This window comes from Neglectibacter sp. CSJ-5, assembly GCF_032490475.1.
GTDB lineage: Bacteria > Bacillota > Clostridia > Oscillospirales > Acutalibacteraceae > Hominenteromicrobium > Hominenteromicrobium mulieris.
On record NZ_JAVYJC010000002.1, the window covers coordinates 223,030 to 239,625 of the forward strand.

The 16,596-nt window shown below is 41.0% G+C and carries 21 protein-coding genes and 1 pseudogene; 3 read left to right on the forward strand and 19 right to left on the reverse strand.

Annotated features, from left to right (window positions below; genetic code table 11):
* Nucleotides 1-53: 53 nt before the first annotated feature.
* Both R2K26_RS05095 and R2K26_RS05100 read right to left on the reverse strand, forming a co-directional pair.
* A complete protein-coding gene (locus tag R2K26_RS05095) occupies nucleotides 54-617 on the reverse strand; it encodes a TetR/AcrR family transcriptional regulator (RefSeq protein ID WP_316519063.1) in 564 nt (187 codons plus the stop codon).
* Between the two features lie 162 nt (nucleotides 618-779).
* Nucleotides 780-998, reverse strand: a pseudogene (locus R2K26_RS05100) (TnpV protein); the annotation flags it as partial.
* A 2-nt stretch (nucleotides 999-1,000) separates the two neighbouring features.
* Between R2K26_RS05100 and R2K26_RS05105 the strand changes: the two are divergent.
* From R2K26_RS05105 to R2K26_RS05115, 3 genes are all read left to right on the forward strand, one after another.
* Entirely contained in the window at nucleotides 1,001-1,714 is a 714-nt protein-coding gene (locus R2K26_RS05105; protein ID WP_316519064.1) for a hypothetical protein, read from the forward strand.
* Nucleotides 1,715-1,725: 11 nt separating this feature from the next.
* Nucleotides 1,726-2,178 (forward strand): YolD-like family protein, encoded by a 453-nt coding sequence (locus R2K26_RS05110; protein ID WP_316519065.1) that lies wholly within the window; start codon nucleotides 1,726-1,728, stop codon nucleotides 2,176-2,178.
* Between the two features lie 174 nt (nucleotides 2,179-2,352).
* Nucleotides 2,353-2,541, forward strand: a complete 189-nt coding sequence (locus R2K26_RS05115; protein ID WP_316519066.1) for a DUF6219 family protein — start codon at nucleotides 2,353-2,355, stop codon at nucleotides 2,539-2,541.
* Nucleotides 2,542-2,613: 72 nt separating this feature from the next.
* Here the strand turns inward: R2K26_RS05115 and R2K26_RS05120 are convergent, their stop codons facing one another.
* From R2K26_RS05120 to R2K26_RS05200, 17 genes are all read right to left on the reverse strand, one after another.
* Entirely contained in the window at nucleotides 2,614-2,952 is a 339-nt protein-coding gene (locus R2K26_RS05120; protein ID WP_316519067.1) for a hypothetical protein, read from the reverse strand.
* A gap of 96 nt (nucleotides 2,953-3,048) precedes the next feature.
* Nucleotides 3,049-3,360, reverse strand: a complete 312-nt coding sequence (locus R2K26_RS05125) for a hypothetical protein (RefSeq protein ID WP_316519068.1) — start codon at nucleotides 3,358-3,360, stop codon at nucleotides 3,049-3,051.
* 39 nt (nucleotides 3,361-3,399) lie between these two features.
* Nucleotides 3,400-3,726 carry a hypothetical protein gene (locus R2K26_RS05130; RefSeq protein WP_316519069.1) on the reverse strand — a complete coding sequence of 109 codons (327 nt, stop codon included), beginning with the start codon at nucleotides 3,724-3,726 and terminating at the stop codon, nucleotides 3,400-3,402.
* Nucleotides 3,727-3,835: 109 nt separating this feature from the next.
* Entirely contained in the window at nucleotides 3,836-4,219 is a 384-nt protein-coding gene (locus tag R2K26_RS05135; protein ID WP_316519070.1) for a VOC family protein, read from the reverse strand.
* Between the two features lie 114 nt (nucleotides 4,220-4,333).
* On the reverse strand, nucleotides 4,334-4,666 hold the full coding sequence (locus R2K26_RS05140) for a hypothetical protein (protein ID WP_316519071.1): 333 nt from the start codon (nucleotides 4,664-4,666) through the stop codon (nucleotides 4,334-4,336).
* 79 nt (nucleotides 4,667-4,745) lie between these two features.
* Nucleotides 4,746-5,735 carry a DUF4868 domain-containing protein gene (locus tag R2K26_RS05145; protein ID WP_316519072.1) on the reverse strand — a complete coding sequence of 330 codons (990 nt, stop codon included), beginning with the start codon at nucleotides 5,733-5,735 and terminating at the stop codon, nucleotides 4,746-4,748.
* Nucleotides 5,736-5,751: 16 nt separating this feature from the next.
* A complete protein-coding gene (locus R2K26_RS05150; RefSeq protein ID WP_316519073.1) occupies nucleotides 5,752-6,387 on the reverse strand; it encodes a hypothetical protein in 636 nt (211 codons plus the stop codon).
* A gap of 141 nt (nucleotides 6,388-6,528) precedes the next feature.
* Complete coding sequence (locus R2K26_RS05155) at nucleotides 6,529-6,978, reverse strand: VanZ family protein (protein WP_316519074.1); 450 nt, start codon at nucleotides 6,976-6,978, stop codon at nucleotides 6,529-6,531.
* 168 nt (nucleotides 6,979-7,146) lie between these two features.
* Entirely contained in the window at nucleotides 7,147-8,049 is a 903-nt protein-coding gene (locus R2K26_RS05160) for a sugar phosphate nucleotidyltransferase (RefSeq protein WP_316519075.1), read from the reverse strand.
* A 106-nt stretch (nucleotides 8,050-8,155) separates the two neighbouring features.
* A complete protein-coding gene (locus R2K26_RS05165) occupies nucleotides 8,156-9,187 on the reverse strand; it encodes an acyltransferase (protein ID WP_316519076.1) in 1,032 nt (343 codons plus the stop codon).
* Nucleotides 9,188-9,216: 29 nt separating this feature from the next.
* Nucleotides 9,217-10,629 carry an oligosaccharide flippase family protein gene (locus R2K26_RS05170; RefSeq protein ID WP_316519077.1) on the reverse strand — a complete coding sequence of 471 codons (1,413 nt, stop codon included), beginning with the start codon at nucleotides 10,627-10,629 and terminating at the stop codon, nucleotides 9,217-9,219.
* Between the two features lie 25 nt (nucleotides 10,630-10,654).
* Nucleotides 10,655-11,872, reverse strand: coding sequence for a hypothetical protein (locus R2K26_RS05175; protein ID WP_316519078.1), 1,218 nt, complete (start codon nucleotides 11,870-11,872; stop codon nucleotides 10,655-10,657).
* A 36-nt stretch (nucleotides 11,873-11,908) separates the two neighbouring features.
* The gene (locus R2K26_RS05180) at nucleotides 11,909-12,844 is read right to left on the reverse strand and encodes a capsular polysaccharide synthesis protein (protein ID WP_316519079.1); all 936 of its coding nucleotides are present in this window, start codon (nucleotides 12,842-12,844) and stop codon (nucleotides 11,909-11,911) included.
* Nucleotides 12,844-13,917 carry an acyltransferase gene (locus R2K26_RS05185; protein ID WP_316519080.1) on the reverse strand — a complete coding sequence of 358 codons (1,074 nt, stop codon included), beginning with the start codon at nucleotides 13,915-13,917 and terminating at the stop codon, nucleotides 12,844-12,846. Before R2K26_RS05185 ends, R2K26_RS05180 begins: the two co-directional genes overlap by 1 nt.
* Nucleotides 13,907-14,461: a DapH/DapD/GlmU-related protein gene (locus tag R2K26_RS05190; RefSeq protein ID WP_055145739.1), complete on the reverse strand. Its 555-nt coding sequence runs from the start codon at nucleotides 14,459-14,461 to the stop codon at nucleotides 13,907-13,909. Before R2K26_RS05190 ends, R2K26_RS05185 begins: the two co-directional genes overlap by 11 nt.
* Before the next feature lie 14 nt (nucleotides 14,462-14,475).
* Nucleotides 14,476-15,456: a DUF6625 family protein gene (locus R2K26_RS05195; RefSeq protein ID WP_316519081.1), complete on the reverse strand. Its 981-nt coding sequence runs from the start codon at nucleotides 15,454-15,456 to the stop codon at nucleotides 14,476-14,478.
* Nucleotides 15,457-15,463: 7 nt separating this feature from the next.
* The gene (locus R2K26_RS05200; protein WP_316519082.1) at nucleotides 15,464-16,552 is read right to left on the reverse strand and encodes a glycosyltransferase; all 1,089 of its coding nucleotides are present in this window, start codon (nucleotides 16,550-16,552) and stop codon (nucleotides 15,464-15,466) included.
* Between the last annotated feature and the right edge of the window lie 44 nt (nucleotides 16,553-16,596).

The following is a 16,596-nucleotide window of genomic DNA, read 5'->3' on the forward strand; positions in this document are numbered from 1 at the left end:
AGAGCCTCCTGTGTTTTATTCTTATTTTTTTAGGATAATTGTTGTAGTCCGTATCATCCCTTCCTTTTCGCAAGCTGCATCAGTCCTTTTTTCGCCGCCTCGATCTGCGGCAGGAACAGCGCCCGCTCGTTAAAAATCATATAGTTGTTCAGCGCCAGAATAGACAGGTGGACATACGGTTCTACTTCCTCTGCGGTGCAGCCGAGAATCTCGGCAATTTTTCTCGTATAATAAGGGTAGCGACCTGCAAGCTGTACAAGGTACGGCTTGACTTTGTTTCCGTATTCCTGCGACACACATACGCTGACCAGAAATCGCATAACCGGGGACAGTTCATCCGCAAGCGTGCTGAGATGGTGCATCATATTAGCAACATCCTGGATATCTTCAAAGGCAATGCCGAACGCACCCTGCTCAATGCGGGAAATCGCTTCTTCAACACAGGCCAATACCATTTCTTCTTTTGTGTCAAAATAGTAATAGATACCACCGTTTTGCAGGTTGTTTGCGTTGCAGAGGTCTGTGGTAGTCGTTACCGTCAGCCCTTTTTCAACAAAGCAGTCAAGGCATATGCCGATGATTTCCTTCGTTCTCTCGGCCTTTTTTGATGTATTCAAGCTTCAATACTCCTTTCCCGCCGAATATACTGTATCGTAGTAAAGTATAGCACCCGGCTTCCCAAAATTCAAGTATTTACTTGATAATAATACAACTTCAATGAAAAAGCATTAAACAGAAAGGCCGCCGTCGCCTGACAGCAGCCTTTCGGTAAATATTTGTTATGCGAAAATCAAATCATTTGAAACAATCTCCATAGCAGCATTGCGAATGTTGTTCATCTTCTGTACCCACAGCATTTGGTTTTCCGCTTTGAGCGTTTCCGTCACGCCCTCTTTTTCGGCGAATTGTTTTACCAGCCGAGAGAACATTTCCTCTGCTTGCTCGTTTATGTCGGCAAGGTAATCGTTCAGCTTGCCGGTAGTCAGCAGCTCGGAATACGATGGGCGAGCTGGCATATTTCAGCACCGTCAATCAGGATATCTTATATAAGGTCTTATATAAGGAATTCGGTGTTGATGCTGAACTGCTGATTGACCATGCTTGGGGTCTGGAACCCTGCGGCATGAAAGAAATCAAAGTCTACAAACCCAGCACCAACAGTATCTCCGAGGGGCAGGTACTTTCCTGTCCTTACCCATACGACAAAGCCAGAATCATTGTCATGGAGATGGCTGACAGCTTAGTATTACAATTAACAGATAAAGGACTGGTCACGGATAGCCTGACGTTGGATGTGGGCTATGACCGGGAAAACTGCGACAGCAGAAAGTACCGAGGTCCGGTACACATCGATCACTACGGCCGCACTGTTCCGAAGGGTGCTCATGGCAGTACGAAACTGGATAATCCGACCAACCTTGGCAGTATCCTGATTTCTGCCACAACTGAGTTATTCGAGAAAATAGCCGATAAAACACTGACCGTAAGACGGATCACAATAGCCGCCAACCGTGTGGTCAAAGACGAGGGATTCTTCCAAGTCGATCTGTTCACGGACACCACTAAGCTGGAAAAAGAGAAGAAACTGCAGAATGCGATGCTGGGTCTCAAGAAGAAGTTCGGAAAGAATGCTGTTCTGAAAGGAACCAACTATCTGGATGGTGCAACAATGAGGGAAAGAAATCAGCAGATAGGCGGCCATAAGGCTAAGTAAGGAGGGCGAACATGGACCACAAGAACACACCGGAAGGCAGAGCCGTCCAAAGTAAGTATGGCAAAATCCTCCATGATTCCCGCCCGGAGCCACCACATAATCATCCTCGGATGCCGATGTCAAATCGCGCTAAAATCTTCTCTCCTTTTGCCGCTTTACGAGGCTATGAGGATGAGATTACTTCTGAGGGCAGGGATCACCTCAAAGGAAATAGAATCGAACTGTCTGAAGAAGGTAATGAAGCTCTGAACCAAAAGATCAGCCAGCTTCGGAAAGGGCAAGGGATCACAATAAAATATTTCACGGACGGCTACTATGAGGATATCGCCGGGGTATTGGATGCTGTGGATACGATCAACAAAGAACTGCGAATATACACAGGATTTATAAATGATACCGGCAAAGAGCTGCCGACCATTATTGCATTTGAGGATATATCAGAGATTGGGGTGAATAAGACTTGAATTACTATTTTTGCTATGCCTGCCGCTACTGCTTCTCGGCTGAGAAGCTGCCTGACCGCTGCCCAGATTGTGGCGCACAGACCTATAAAGAGAAACCAGCAGTACGGCCGGCGAGTAAAACGGAAATCGAGGAATTGCTCAAAATACAGAAAGAAGATACGGAGGACACACAAAATGAAAGCACATAAATATTGGTCACTCGGAGCACTTGCCTGCATGGCAGGATGCTTCTACACGGGCTGCAAGAAACTGATGCAGGCTCACAAGTATTTTGCTTGCGGCTCTCTGGTCTGCATGGGCATGGCAATCTACTCCGGTCATAAAATTGCACCGAAGAAGAAAGCTGAAAAGCCTGAAAAATAAGAACACACGCCCTCGCCGTAACAAGCGAGGGCTTTTATGAACTTCAGGAGTTCATTTTATTTCCGTCACAAACTATATATCAAGAACTTCCATCATGAGCCGAATTCCGACTTTCAGACCTTCCTCAAAAGCAGTTTTCTCCCATGCACAGCACACCGTCCCCTGCCGGTCCATAATTTTTTCCCAAAGCGGAATCTTATCTCCGACATAGTCATCTACCAACCTATCCATACCATCTAGCCCACGCAGCCACTCTTCCAGTTCTTTTTCCTTGGCCTTCGCTGCTTTCCCGGCAACTGTATTTTTCTCTACTGGGTTGTTCTCCGTGTAATGCTCGTAAATCAGATCCAGCAGATTCTCCATTGGCGGGTAATACTCCGGCTCTGTTTTCTTCAAATACTTCTCCAGCATTTCCTTCAATTTTTCTATAATGCTACCGTCCTTCCCAACTGAGATTCACCTCCTCCGTTACGGCACATATTACCGTAGACTTATGCACATAGCAACCTATTTTTTGCGTTTTTTCGGGCGCCCCATCTTCTCCTTCACTTCGTCCGGCACATCAATCAGTCCAAACCGATAGAACATTCCGTAGATGTAAGTCACTCCCCGGATATCACCCAATGCTTTCGGACGGTCAACCACTTCACCTTTTATATTTCCCAGTGCTAAAACTATAGAACTCCACGCCAGACTTTTGCTCTTCTCCCGTCTGTCGATCCACAGTTCTTTTGTATATTCGCCATTCCTGCCTTTTTTAATTTCGTAAGAGAATGGCAACCCTGAGTAAGTTTTGAATTTCACACTAGCATAAGCCATAACCACACCCCAGAAGTTTTCTTCTGTCGGCTCTGCCCTTCACCGCTTCATCGCTCTGTATCTCCGTTGCCGCTCTGCTCCAACACTAATTTTCTCTTTCTCTGTACTGGGGAAGTACACACCTTTCCGATATGGCAGGTACGAGGTGACGGAGGCTTTGGAGAGTTGAAGAGTAGAGGATGTTGAGAGTATGGAGGTTTTATAGTCTTGTGTCTCCCGGTATTCTTCAAAAGTGTCCTGCACCTTCTCTGCTACATCCGATTCATACACACCGGCTGTGATGAGGAGTTTCCGGACTTTGATAGGATTTAGGTTCAAAGCATCGGCGATGGCCTGCAAGGACATCTCAGAATCATAAAGTGCCACAGCACTTTCCATCTACTCTTTCAGATTCTTCCCGGCATCATACTCCGGCTTCAGCTTCTTTCGACCACCACCGGGCTTTCTGGCTTTATATGCTCATTCTCTCCCATAATTATTCGTGCAGCTCCAGTGGCAGTCCGTCCAAATCATGGAAGAAAGTCATCTTCTTACCAGTATAATCATCCACACGGATCGGCTCACATTCTATACCTAATTCTCTCAGTTCTTTCACCGTCTGCTCCACGCTCTCTACGCAAAAGGCAAGGTGACGCAGACCACAAGCCTCCGGGCAGTTCACACGCTTCGGCGGGTTTTCCTCAGCGAAAATCTCCAACTCAGTGTGCTCATTTACTCGCAGATCCAGCTTCCAGTCCTTACGCTCCGGGCGATAATTTTCCCGAATGACATCAAAGCCCAGCTTATTCACATAGAAACCCTTTGCAGCTTCGTAGTCAGATACGATGATTGCAATGTGATGTATTTTTGATAGGTTCATTTTTCTCACACTCCTTTTTCGTTATAAACTATATAGCGACCATCAAAATATACCGCGTGAACTCCTGGAGTTCAGTTTGTCCACACGGCATTTCTTTTTTTCTTGGGTTCTTGTTTACTTCAACTTTTCAAGGATCTCATCAGCACTCATGCCGCCGGCCATCAGCTTCTTAACCACAGCCTCGGCTTCTGCCTTTTTCGCTTCTTCAGCGGCCTTAGCATCTGCCTTTGCCTTCTTCGCTTCCAGCGTTGCCACTTCTTTTTCGGCCTTCTTCAGAGCAGTCTTCTTCTCTTTCAGGTCAGCTTTCAAAGTGTCAATGTTTGCAGTGATGGATGCAATCTCAGCAGTCAGGGAAGTAATAGATTCTTGCTTCTCTGCGATCTGGTATGCGTAGTCTTTTGTGGTATTGGTTTTGGGACGGTTTTTGCTGCCTTTCGTTCTTGGCATAGATGATAACCTCTTTCTTTTTATTGTGGTTTAAGTATAGCGCTGTGTTGGGGTGAGGGGAATATTATCGCTTGCGTTTTTAAGCAATATTACTGCTAATAGGTTCTGCCTTATCCTTAACAGATGTATCATACTCCTGTCCCGTCACTTCGGATTTCGTATATCTTTCAGTAAACAAATCTATGATATTTTCAACATCCGTAAAAGTTCTTAGGTGAACTTGCGTTCCTTGTATTTCAAATACATTTTTCCAGCGTTCCACAGTTTGCAATTTTTCCAGAAGACTTTCTTTGCTCATTGTCGCCACTGGAAACTTATGTATTTGCATCATTTTCTTCGCATACTTTTTGTTCGGACGCTGTACATACTCCTGCAATTTATCATCATTCCCAACCAGCCCAACTGTCGTAATTGACGATACAGCACGCGTGGCCGATGCTCGAAGAAATGTTTCTAAGCCAAAATGGCGCTCCATTAGTTTGATATCATCCGTTATTATCTCATTGTTCAAGATCAGCAAGTCGATTTTTCTAGTGATAATAAACATCTGATCTTTCATTTCTTTAAAAACATCTTGGCAATCAAAGGATTTACTAATAAGCTGGAAATATTTTCTCTGTTTATTGGGAATCGAGGCAGGATGTATTTTTTGATACGCCCATAACTGTCTCAATTGTCCATCTCGCTGAAAAGAAAATTTAAACAGGATTGCATCCGCATTATCTTTATCCAAAAGTTTAAAATTTTCAATCTGGCTTTCTGGAACACTCAAATAGCTAAATGGCTGATAAGCATCATCCTGCTTTATCACATAGAAGCAAGTTTGCTCATTTGCCAAATCATCTCCATTAGCATATTTACTGTCATCAGTCAAAAATTTTCTTTGAATTGCCTCCTTAATACTTTCTCGAATCTTTCTTTTGAATCCATCTGTTGCATTTGGACTCCCCTCATCCAAAACAAATCTCTTTACTAACTGCTCTCCATCTTTCATAACAATATATATTTCGAATCCAAACTGCTCATTAAGCACGTCATTTATTGCTGCTATAATTCTTTGTTTAGGCATTTTTATCCATCCTTTATCATACGTCTTCATATATAAGAAACACATTATCAGATATTTTCTGCCTTTTTATACTGTGTCCTACGCTGACCGTGCTCCTTGTGATTCCGATACACTCTTTTCCTCTATACTCCGTTAGCTGCATTGTATCATATTTAAAAGAAAAAACTTCATATCCCAACACAGTTAACACCGGATTTTGGTAATACAAATTCGTTTTCCACATTAGTGCAAATAGCATTACCATTAAAATTCCAAATACAATGAATCCCTTCCAAGTGTCTAAATCATCCATCGCCATTGGAAGGACATACGTCATGAAAAAAGTCACTCCGGAATCGGATATCTTTTCAATATCAATAAGTGATTCACCTTCACTAACAAAATTAGCCCGTTGCGATTTTTCGAATTTTCGTACACTATATATTGAATAAATAATCCACAGTAAACAGAAAAGTTCTAATATCAATGTAACAAATGCCGAATGGTTTACAGCTTTTGTCAAAGCGTAAATTGGATCATTTAGAATTATGTCAGAAAATTTCTTACATAAATGAAACAATTTAAGGTCAAAATATTTTATCAACAAAATCAGAAACAATGGCGCAAAAGACTGCATAATCAACGCTCTTTTCATTGCTGGATTATCAGTCATAAATTCACCTTCTTTCCATTCTTCTCACATCTTCGCCGATCATAATAGATCGTTGCCTGCTGCTCACCACGGAGAGGTGTGTGATTCATTCGAGCAGTGTAGGGAGCTACCGCTCCCATTATATCACAATTTCAACCCTTTTTACAGACGTTTTCTTGCCTTCATCACCGCACAATACATCAATCCGCCGATCATTCCACCGACTGTGTTACAGAAGATGTCTGATAGCTGGAACGTACCTAAGCGAAGCAATAATTGCAACATCTCTATGCTTACCGAAAAGATAAATGCTATCTTCCCGCTTTGCCACAGTATCTTCTTCCCGCCGTTTCCTATCTTCTCTCCGAATGTCCACGCCACTACTGCTGAAAACGGCATCATCATGATCACGTTCTCGATGCACTCGGTGGTCAGTTGCTGTTCACCATTCACTGTCTCCCAGATGCCCCAACCGCCCATGACATCGGATAAAGGATTCATCCACAGCTGACGGTTTAACAGGGTTCGGAACAGAATAAGTGAGGTCACAAAGGCCAATAGAAACAGTTTCCGAAAAAATACACTCTCTTTGAATTTCTGATACCAGGTCACTATGGCACTCTTCCATCCTTTGCCCGCATGTATTGGCTCATACGCATACAGGTAGAAAAACATAGCTAGGAAGGAAAGCAGGAGTGAAAATCCGAATGGCTCATACAGAGCAGTCAAGATGTTTGTGAGGATCTTTCCGAGTAAATCAATCGTTTCTTTTATCGTCGTTTACAGATCACTGAACAGGTCGGCCTTATACACGCCGTTCTCCAACATCTTCTTGAAGCTGTCCTTTACAGCTGCAACATCCTCATGGTAGGTCATACCATACCAGGTGTCGTTGGTCTTCAGAACTTTTACGGACATCTTGCCCCGCTCCAATAATTCTCCAATAAAGATGGGGATCAGGTACTCTGCTTTCAGAGGATTGCCCGGGACTTCTTTCTCAAAGAACTCTTTGAAGCCTTCCTCCAGTACATCCAGAAACTCTGGAGTCAATCCCCACATGTTCATGGAAACCAGAGAATTTACATCCACAGCCACGCCGTCTGCTTCTGCTCCAGTTGCGGTCTTTACAATATTCTTGGTCTCCACAACCTCAGTCAAGTTGTTATCCTCGTCCATCTTGCAGATACCACGAGTCACACCGCCATTATCGGACAGTGTGTTCTTCAGCACAAAGCCTGCCATACAGGACTTACCACCATTCACCAGATACTCATGAACAGCCTTAAAACCTTCCTTGCCGTAGTAATCGTCTGCATTGATCACAATGAACGGGGTATCAATCACATTTTTAGCAGCAAGCACGGCCTGACCGGTTCCCCACGGTTTTGTACGGCCTTCCGGAAGTTCTCCTGGAATATCGTTAATATCCTGGAAAGCGTAGTCTACAGTTACATTGTGAGAGGAACAAATGGAGGCAATGCGATCACCGATGACCTCTTTGAACTCTTTCTCGATATCCTTGCGGATGATAAATACCACATGATTGAAGCCTGCTTCGATCGCATCATGGATGGAATAGTCCATGATAATGTGATTAGAAGCATCCACCGGCTCCAACTGTTTGATTCCTGTTCCGAAGCGACTACCGATACCGGCTGCCATGATAAGTAATGTTGTGTTCATTTTGTTTACTCTCCTTTCGAGGTTTCAAAATTCCGTTTATTCTCTTTAGTCTAAGCATTCAATCTGACTCGTTTTCACTTGAAATACTTTTTGCGAATGCCACACGCTAGTAAAAAATGAAGATCTTTTGACTAATATTAATTATATCACCTAGCATTTTCAACGCAGCTTTTCTAAAAGGTTTCAACATCCATTGTGCTAGTACGTCGATTGACATACAACCAACCATTGCGATTAATGCAACAGCAATATTTACTAAGGGCCAGTACCATTCTCCTTCATATATGCTATAGTCAAAAACAATATTTTGCACAATTTGCCGTAATGCACCTTCAAAAAGATACACTGCAAACACATGTTTTGCAACTCTATTAATGAAATCCGAATGGAATTCAACCTTCATAAAGAACATCATCAGAACCGTTGCTTCTATTACAATAAAAGCACTGCAGTCCCTTGCAAAAGGAATATGTGGCTTTCCTCCTGTAGCAATGCTGATCAAAGAATTCAAAAGAACATTTAATGCCGTCGTTGCTATCAGGATCTTTAAAAGAGATTTCTTATCAAACCGTTCGTCCAAACTGTATTTTCTAATATATGACCCCAGAAAATACAAAAGAAGCATATTTATAACATTCTTGCCTCCCCCCAGAACACTGTAATAAATTACAGTAGGTGCAACAAGAAACACAGCCGACATAAGCAACAGTAGTTGTCTATGTTGCAATTCACTCATCGAATCAATCGCCCTATTGATATATGGGGAGAAGATCATCAATAATATGTAGCAAGAAATAAACCAATAGCAATTCGTTGAAACAGGAATAAAAGCTTTGATTATGCTTAATATAGACGCTTTTCCAAAGTAGCATCCCACTAATGCGCTTAAAACCGCATAAAGAATCACTGTCGATTCCAACTCAATCAACTTTTGAGTGCTTCGTCGTATTCCGAAGTATCCTGATATTAAAACAAAAATCGAAACTCCGGCATTAAAGATGCCATTTTCAATCTGTGTCCAAGCAAATCCAGTTCCTGAACCATGCTCCATTACCGCCCCATTCGTATGCATAATTACAATTCCTAGCATCGCCAGGATTCTAAGCATTTCAATGCTTGAATTTCGTTCTTTCTTCATACATTCCTCTCTACCAAACGCCATTTTTATTATCTGCTCTTCACACGTGACAGCACTTTCCTTGCAACTCCTGTTAATTCTTTAAAATATAACACAAAGACAGCAACTACAAAACCGATTTGAATCAGGCACCCACTCCAGTTATAGCTATAAAACACTAGGAGTGTAGCTTGTAGATACAGCAACACATAACTCAAAACATCTCTAATCAGGCTGATATCTAGTTTCATCTGACGGGTTACTTTATATAGCCGCAACGCCCAAATCAGCATATACGACAATGATGTTGCAATGGCAGCCCCTAAAGGTCCGCAAGCATATACAAAAGCTACATTCATAATCGTATTGGCTGCTGCACCAATCAAAATCGTGTTTCCAAATGCCTTCGATTCTTTTGCCGCTGAGAAAATCCCTCCCAAAAGCTGAACCAATGCACCAAACACTACTGAAATCATCAGGAAAGGAGCATACTTCCATGCTTCATAAAAGTCTGCTCCGAAAAGGATCTTAGCGATAACCTTATCAAATAGAATCAAGCCTGCACATGTAATCACCATACACATGTTGTACGCCTTATAGATTGTGCTATAAAACTCACTGCTGTCCTGATCGTATTCCTTTACAGCTGATATTGTCCATGCCTGATTAAATATCTGCTGAAACATCGAAAGAAGCGATGGGATTTTATATGCCACTGAATACACACCATTGGCAGCAAGGCCACAAATCCACGTTACGATATAGCGATCAGAGACATTATTAATCCACCATCCGATATTGCCAAGTCCCATTGGTACACTGTAGGTAACCATTTCTTTTTTCAAGGACCGATTTTCCGGTTTCCAACTAATAACCTTCCAAATTTTCAGCTTAATTAGCAAATACAAGTCTGTGCTTGCAAATGACAAACAATTGGCAACAAAATATCCAACAAGCCCCCACTTAAATACCAACAAAAAAAGAACATTTAATGTAAGCATCGATACCGAACCGATAATGCCTCCAATGGCAACATCTGATACCTTTTCGATTCCGCGCGCATAATTATTGAGAACATCCGACATCAGGCTTGTAACGAAATATAAAACAAGGAGCTGTGGGTACAACGTCAAGGTTTTTATTATAGAAAAACACTGATTAACACCCACCAGTAAAATGCACAGAACACATGCGACAATGTACCGTCTGACACCAACCATAAAGACTTCACGCTTATCATAGGTTTCATCCAGTGAGAAGCGCATAATTCCATCTGCAATATTCAATGACAAAACTGGAACAATCAAAAAGAGTGTGGTCTGATAGATATCATACGTTCCATATGCTTCTGTTGATAAAATATTTGTATACAGCGGAACCATTAAAAATGATAATATTTTGGTCCCAAAGCTGGCCAATGTCATTATGCCAACATTTTTTAAGAGATATTTGTATTTTTCCATAATCTTCCTGTACGATATTTTTATTCTAGTCTATTGTTTCTACTTCATTAGCAGGCTTCATAACAGCTGCCAATGCTATTGCACCAATCATACCTGCAGGAGCAGAAAGAATTGCAGAGCCAACAGCATGAATTATATACTGCATGTAACCAGCGTATAAAAGTGCTTTCTGCTCCGAATTCAAATTCATCCACTTGAACGAGAAGAAGATCCGTACATAAATCAATATATACAAAATCGAACCAATCCATCCGAACTGTCCAATTGCCATCGGCCAGAACGTGTCACTCAAGAAAGATCCATCCTCGGTATTCATTCCGAATAAGCTGTTAAAGCCATATTGATAATATAATCTCGAATAATTTCTAGCTGCCTGATCCGAACCGAATGTGGCAAACCCGGAACCCAATGGGAAATATGTATTTGCTGTTTTTCCTCCGTAGTAGAAGAACAAATATCTAGGTGCATTTACATTCATCAGATAAGTTTGAATCTGGAAGGTTCCCAAAAGCAAAACAATCACAGCCATAAACACTACTGTCCTTGTTTTAAGCTGTGCTCTCTTTTGAAAATAAATCAAAAGGAATATAAACATTACCGAAAACAGCAACGGAGAACTTTTTGTTGCTAGAATCAGTCCAACGCACACGGCTGCATACGGCAAACGATTGTTGTATTTGTCCTTTGAAATTGAAAGCACAGCAATTGCAACCAACGCAACTGCAAGAAATTGAAAGCTCATCGGAAAAACAAAGTTATAGGATTTGATTCCATATCTTTCGTTTTCAGTCATTCCGAGATTCACAAACTGGGATATAATCGCAAATAAGCCTGCGAGGTAGCAGAACAATTTTGCGAGTGGGCGCAGCGCTCTGGACATATCGCTATATACGTCTGATGTAATATAATATTTAAATGCAAAAATCGTCCACAAAAACTTTGTTTCTGAAATGACATCCACAAAAACCGAGAACCATGAATATGCCAATCCACTCATCGCGTTCGAAAGCAAGCCAATAGCAATTACCACAATCAAAAGGAACACCGATATTTGGTCTGATGAGTCTAATCTTCTCTTTAAAAGAAGTATTATAACATAGAACATGCAAACAAGTGCTAGTCCTTCATCGAAATAAGTTCTGCCACCTCGCATTTCAAAATAAATCTGGAATGCAAGAATCAAGATGCAAATCACAGTATGTGAATGATATACTCTTTGTCCAACTTTCACATTCCAACTCATACCGTCACATCACCTTTAATTTTCTTGTCACAAATACTATATTGAATCATTCTGTTCTCTCCTATTTTGAAACAACACTCCCAACTTCTCGGCAGTTGCCCCACTTGAAGTTTCCACCTTGTATGTTAGTTTGTGAATCGGTGTCAGCCGCATAATTTCTTGGCAACGATTTTTATCATAATGCTTTGGCAGTTCCTGCATCAGCAAATGAGAATCAATGTGATTCATTGCCGGAACTTGTTCCCACAGTTCTGGATTCGCATCTGTTACCATACGGAAAAATATATGCATCAAAAAGTAGTTCTTAATATAATTGTATTTTTTCCAATACGCATAGAGTAGGCTTTGTGTTTCAAGAAGAATTTTATTATTTGTGTACTTACTGAAAATTAGCCAGCTACCCATATTGATCATTTCCATGTCCATCCAACCATTTCTATATACAAAGAAATTGGAATCATTAATATAGGCTGGAATAGTGCCTGTCATATACGTCGTACTATCAATCCACAATCCACCATAACGAATAAGCAACTCAAGTCTTAAAAGATCAGATAAATGTGTATTGCTAATCACTCCTTCTTTCCATTTTCTAACAATATAATCCGGGAATTGCACATATTCGTTTACATTGTCCGCAGTAATAACCGTTATCTTCCAGTCTTTCATCCAGTAACAGACAGATGCATAGCAATCCTGAACAATTTGAGGTGCGTTCTCCATTCCCTGCAGCCAACAGATCCAAACTTGTTTCTCTGCCGCCTCACAATTCTGTTCTTTGGGAAGTTTAGCTTCGATTTGTTTCAAATCATTTTCAAAATGTTTTTTAAGCCATGAATAGGATTTATACATTGTCAGCTGACCCGCCAGGTATTTATCTGCAAATCCAGTCTTTGTCAGCGAATAGCCAAAAACATCTGTAAACAGTGTTTTTTGACTTATACTCTTTTTTATCAATTGTTTTATCTTCATTATCTTCCACCCTTGGTTTTTTTCTGGTTTCTTAATTTCATTGCCTTTATCGGTTCAAACCAAAATAATAGCCACCACTGCTTTTCGGCAATCATATAAATTACTACCGGCACAAAAACACTTGCACTGAAGCCAATCATAAAGTGGAGAACGCCTGAAAAAATGCCGATTTTCAACAATACAGTTCGAACGCCTGCCGCCACAATTGTATGTAGTACATATACGGGCATAAAATACTTTACGTTATGATTAACCAATCCATCTGTTTTATACTGCTCTTTGCTTTGAAAAAAGTATGTAATCACAAACACAAAAATACTGGCAAAGATAAATTGAGCTTTTGCATTATCGGTCGGTGTACTATAGACAGAGTAAGAAAGGATACATGCCAATATCACCATCCCAGCCGCTATCCCATCAGCCAGTTTACTTTTTTTGAATGGAGTCGCTGTAATCAGCATTCCTATGCAAACCCAAACAGCACTTGCCATCACTTTTGCAACCAAATCCGGAATGGCCTTATCCGCAAGCCACCATACATAAGTAATCTTTATGAAACACGCTATAACAACCATGCTGACCAGCGTTTTTCTTTTTCCTTTTCCTATCACCGGAGGAATCAGGCAAAACAGTAAGAACAGCGTATATAAATACCAGTATGGTGCGATTGGTTCTATAAGAAGCGTTTTCAAAAAAGGTGGTGCGGCGTTGTTTACATCCGTGGCAAATACATTCTTTAGTAAAAGTGTAATAGTTGAAAACGTTACATACGGAACACCCAATACGAGGGCTTTTTTCTTAATATTCCCTATGTGTTTTTTTACATTCCATTCGTTCGGAGCAGTAGCCTGATATAGAAAACCACTACAAACAAAAAAAAGAGGCACATGAAATGTATATACCGTTTGGATCGGCCAGCAATATAAGATATTGTTCTCACTGATCCAGCCGCCTGCCATCATCGACATATAGAGATGCCCTATAACAACAAGCAAACAGGCAAACATTTTCAAATTATCAACCCAGAGATATCTTTTGGGTTTGCATTTTAAGGTTGTTTCATTACTGGACATGAAGCATTTCCTCGACTGTACAGGGTTCCCGCAGTCCTTTTTCTAAGAAAGGTGCTGAAAATGCCCTTGCTTTTTCTTTTGCACTTTCATAAGTTCCAATTACCCGTGCCGGAACGCCTCCAACAATACTGCCCGAAGGAACATCCTTCGTAACGATTGCTCCTGCAGCCACGATACAATTATCCCCGATTGTAACTCCATAATTGATAATTGCATCCGCACCTACATACACATTATTTCCAATTTCTACTTTTCCGAAGCGGCAAAGATACTGATCTGTTTTTTCTTCATGATTAAACACCGTATTCAGCGCACTATGAGTTACAATTCTTACGCCTGCCGAAATTGCCACATTGTCATGAAGATAGACCAGAAACGGTTCTGCGGGCAGTATATTCGACTGGAAATAGCAATTTTCACCCACTGCACCAAACATTCCGTGCTTTTTTATGTAGGCCATCTTCTTCCATCCATCACGGATCGTCAGCATGTGAATCTGCCGCCAATAACGGCGAAATTTATCATATACTTTATAAAGTCCCACCTATCGCTACCTCCTTACTTCTTATAGTTCAACATTCCCTTTACATTGAATACAATTCTTTCCCAAGTGATTTTCTTCCTATTAAACCACAGTACCTTCGCATAGTATTTCACTTTACTGCGGCGACTTCTTTTCAGAATCAATTCAGGAGTCAGCTCAAATGACTTATCCGTTGTAGTATCTGCATAAATCAGATAGTCTTTTTGTTCATCGTACTCTTTAACGGCAAAAGTTGTCGGGCGACACCAGTAGTGTAGGTACATATACTCTTCATCCTTTATTTTGCCATGATCCAAATAATGGCGAAGAAGAGTTCCATTGTGCCATGTAAAGACCTGATGTTCATTTTTGTACGAATCCTCTTCCTTACCCCAGTCAAGGAAGAAGCCATAATCATATTTCAGCAAGTTGGCGAAATCGATTTTTTTATAGACTGGAATTTGAAGTACCTCGTAGATGTCATCCATACCCGGTTCATCGAATGCAAAGCCCTTATCGACTGAATAGACATCCCGATAGTACATCTTTCCTTCAATATGTGTTCTATAGCGAGCACACACTTCAGGTGTATTCTTATACAGGTTAGAGTGTCCATTAAAACCAACTTTTTCATATTGACCGAGAACTTCATCCGTATAAAATTTGCGGATATTACCCCAAACCAGATCTATATCACAATGTCCCCAGAAATCGTAGTCTTTTAGCTCGTCTGCAAAAATCTCACCATACGCCGGCTTGAAATCGCAGAGCTTATACGGGCGCTCCAGGAAAATCGGGAAATCATAAATTGCCTGAGCCTTTTTCTTCATCTGATCGAACGTCCAATATGTAACCTTCACATTTTCCGGGTAATCATAAGGCGTTTTGTCATCTGTAAAAATCAGCCAGTCAATCGATGGGTTACACTTACAGCTTAACAGCCAGAATTGAAACCCCTTTGGAAACTTCCCAAAATAGGGTACAACATACGCTATTGAATACATTTTATCCTCCATAATCACATCATTTTTTAACTTCCAAGAACTGTTCTACCCTTTGTTTTGTAGAAAGTTTGTATCTGTATTTCATGCAGTTTTCAATATACATTTCACTGTTAGAAACCACATCATTCAAATCGGATTCATCCCACTGTTTCTTCGCAATGCCAAGTTGATATTCTTTGATATAGGTAGAATTCAGTGGAACGTCTGTTGTAACAATAGGCGTTCCAACCGCAATCGCTTCTACAATGGAAATCATATTGTTGTCTTTCACCGTATTAACGAGCAACGCCTTTGACTTAGACAGAATCGGGAGCAGTTCATCGTGTGTCATCTTTCCTGTAAAAATTACATTCGGAGCAATTCCCAAAGTCTGTGCCATCCTCTGAAGTTTTTCTTTCAACTCCCCTTCGCCTATAATGTATAACCGGCATGTAGAATTGTACTGATCCAGATACTTGGCAAACTTTTCAAGGATTCCATCGATTTTCTTTCGCTCAATCAGCTGCGAACAAACCACAAAACTGTTATCTTTCTCAGTAGATGCTTTAAACTTATCGAGGTTGACACCGTGATCGATTACATTTACATCCGTATTCATGCAGTATTTCTTCACAAAGTTTCTTGCCTCTACTGAGCGTGCAACAACCTTTGCGTTTCGCATGAAGAGTCTTGCTATAACTCCATACCAGATCTTTGAGGGAATTTTCTTCATAATGGCATTATGCTTTGCAAGTTCGTGCCAGATAATCGTCTTGTCCGGTGCAGCTCGATATGCCATCAATGAATTCAATGAGAATACTTCGCTTGTAATAATCAAATCGTACTCTGTACGATGCTGTTTTACATACCAATACGTCTCTGGCATAAACGGCAAGCAGTGCGGCATGCAGACTTTTTGACACTTGCACTCCCACCACAGTACCTCAAATGGATATGTTTCACTTTTTGTCGGCTTGAACGGCTCCCCTCCAACCAGCGTTACAGAATGACCCATTTCATGGAAAGCCAAGCAAAAATCATACATCATTGTGTCTTTTATTGATGCCGCTCTTTTTATATTTTTTGTTTCCGATGTGTACATAATCGGATTAATAACAAGTACTTTCATTAAATATCTCCCATCATCTACTGACAGAAGACATTTAGGCACTT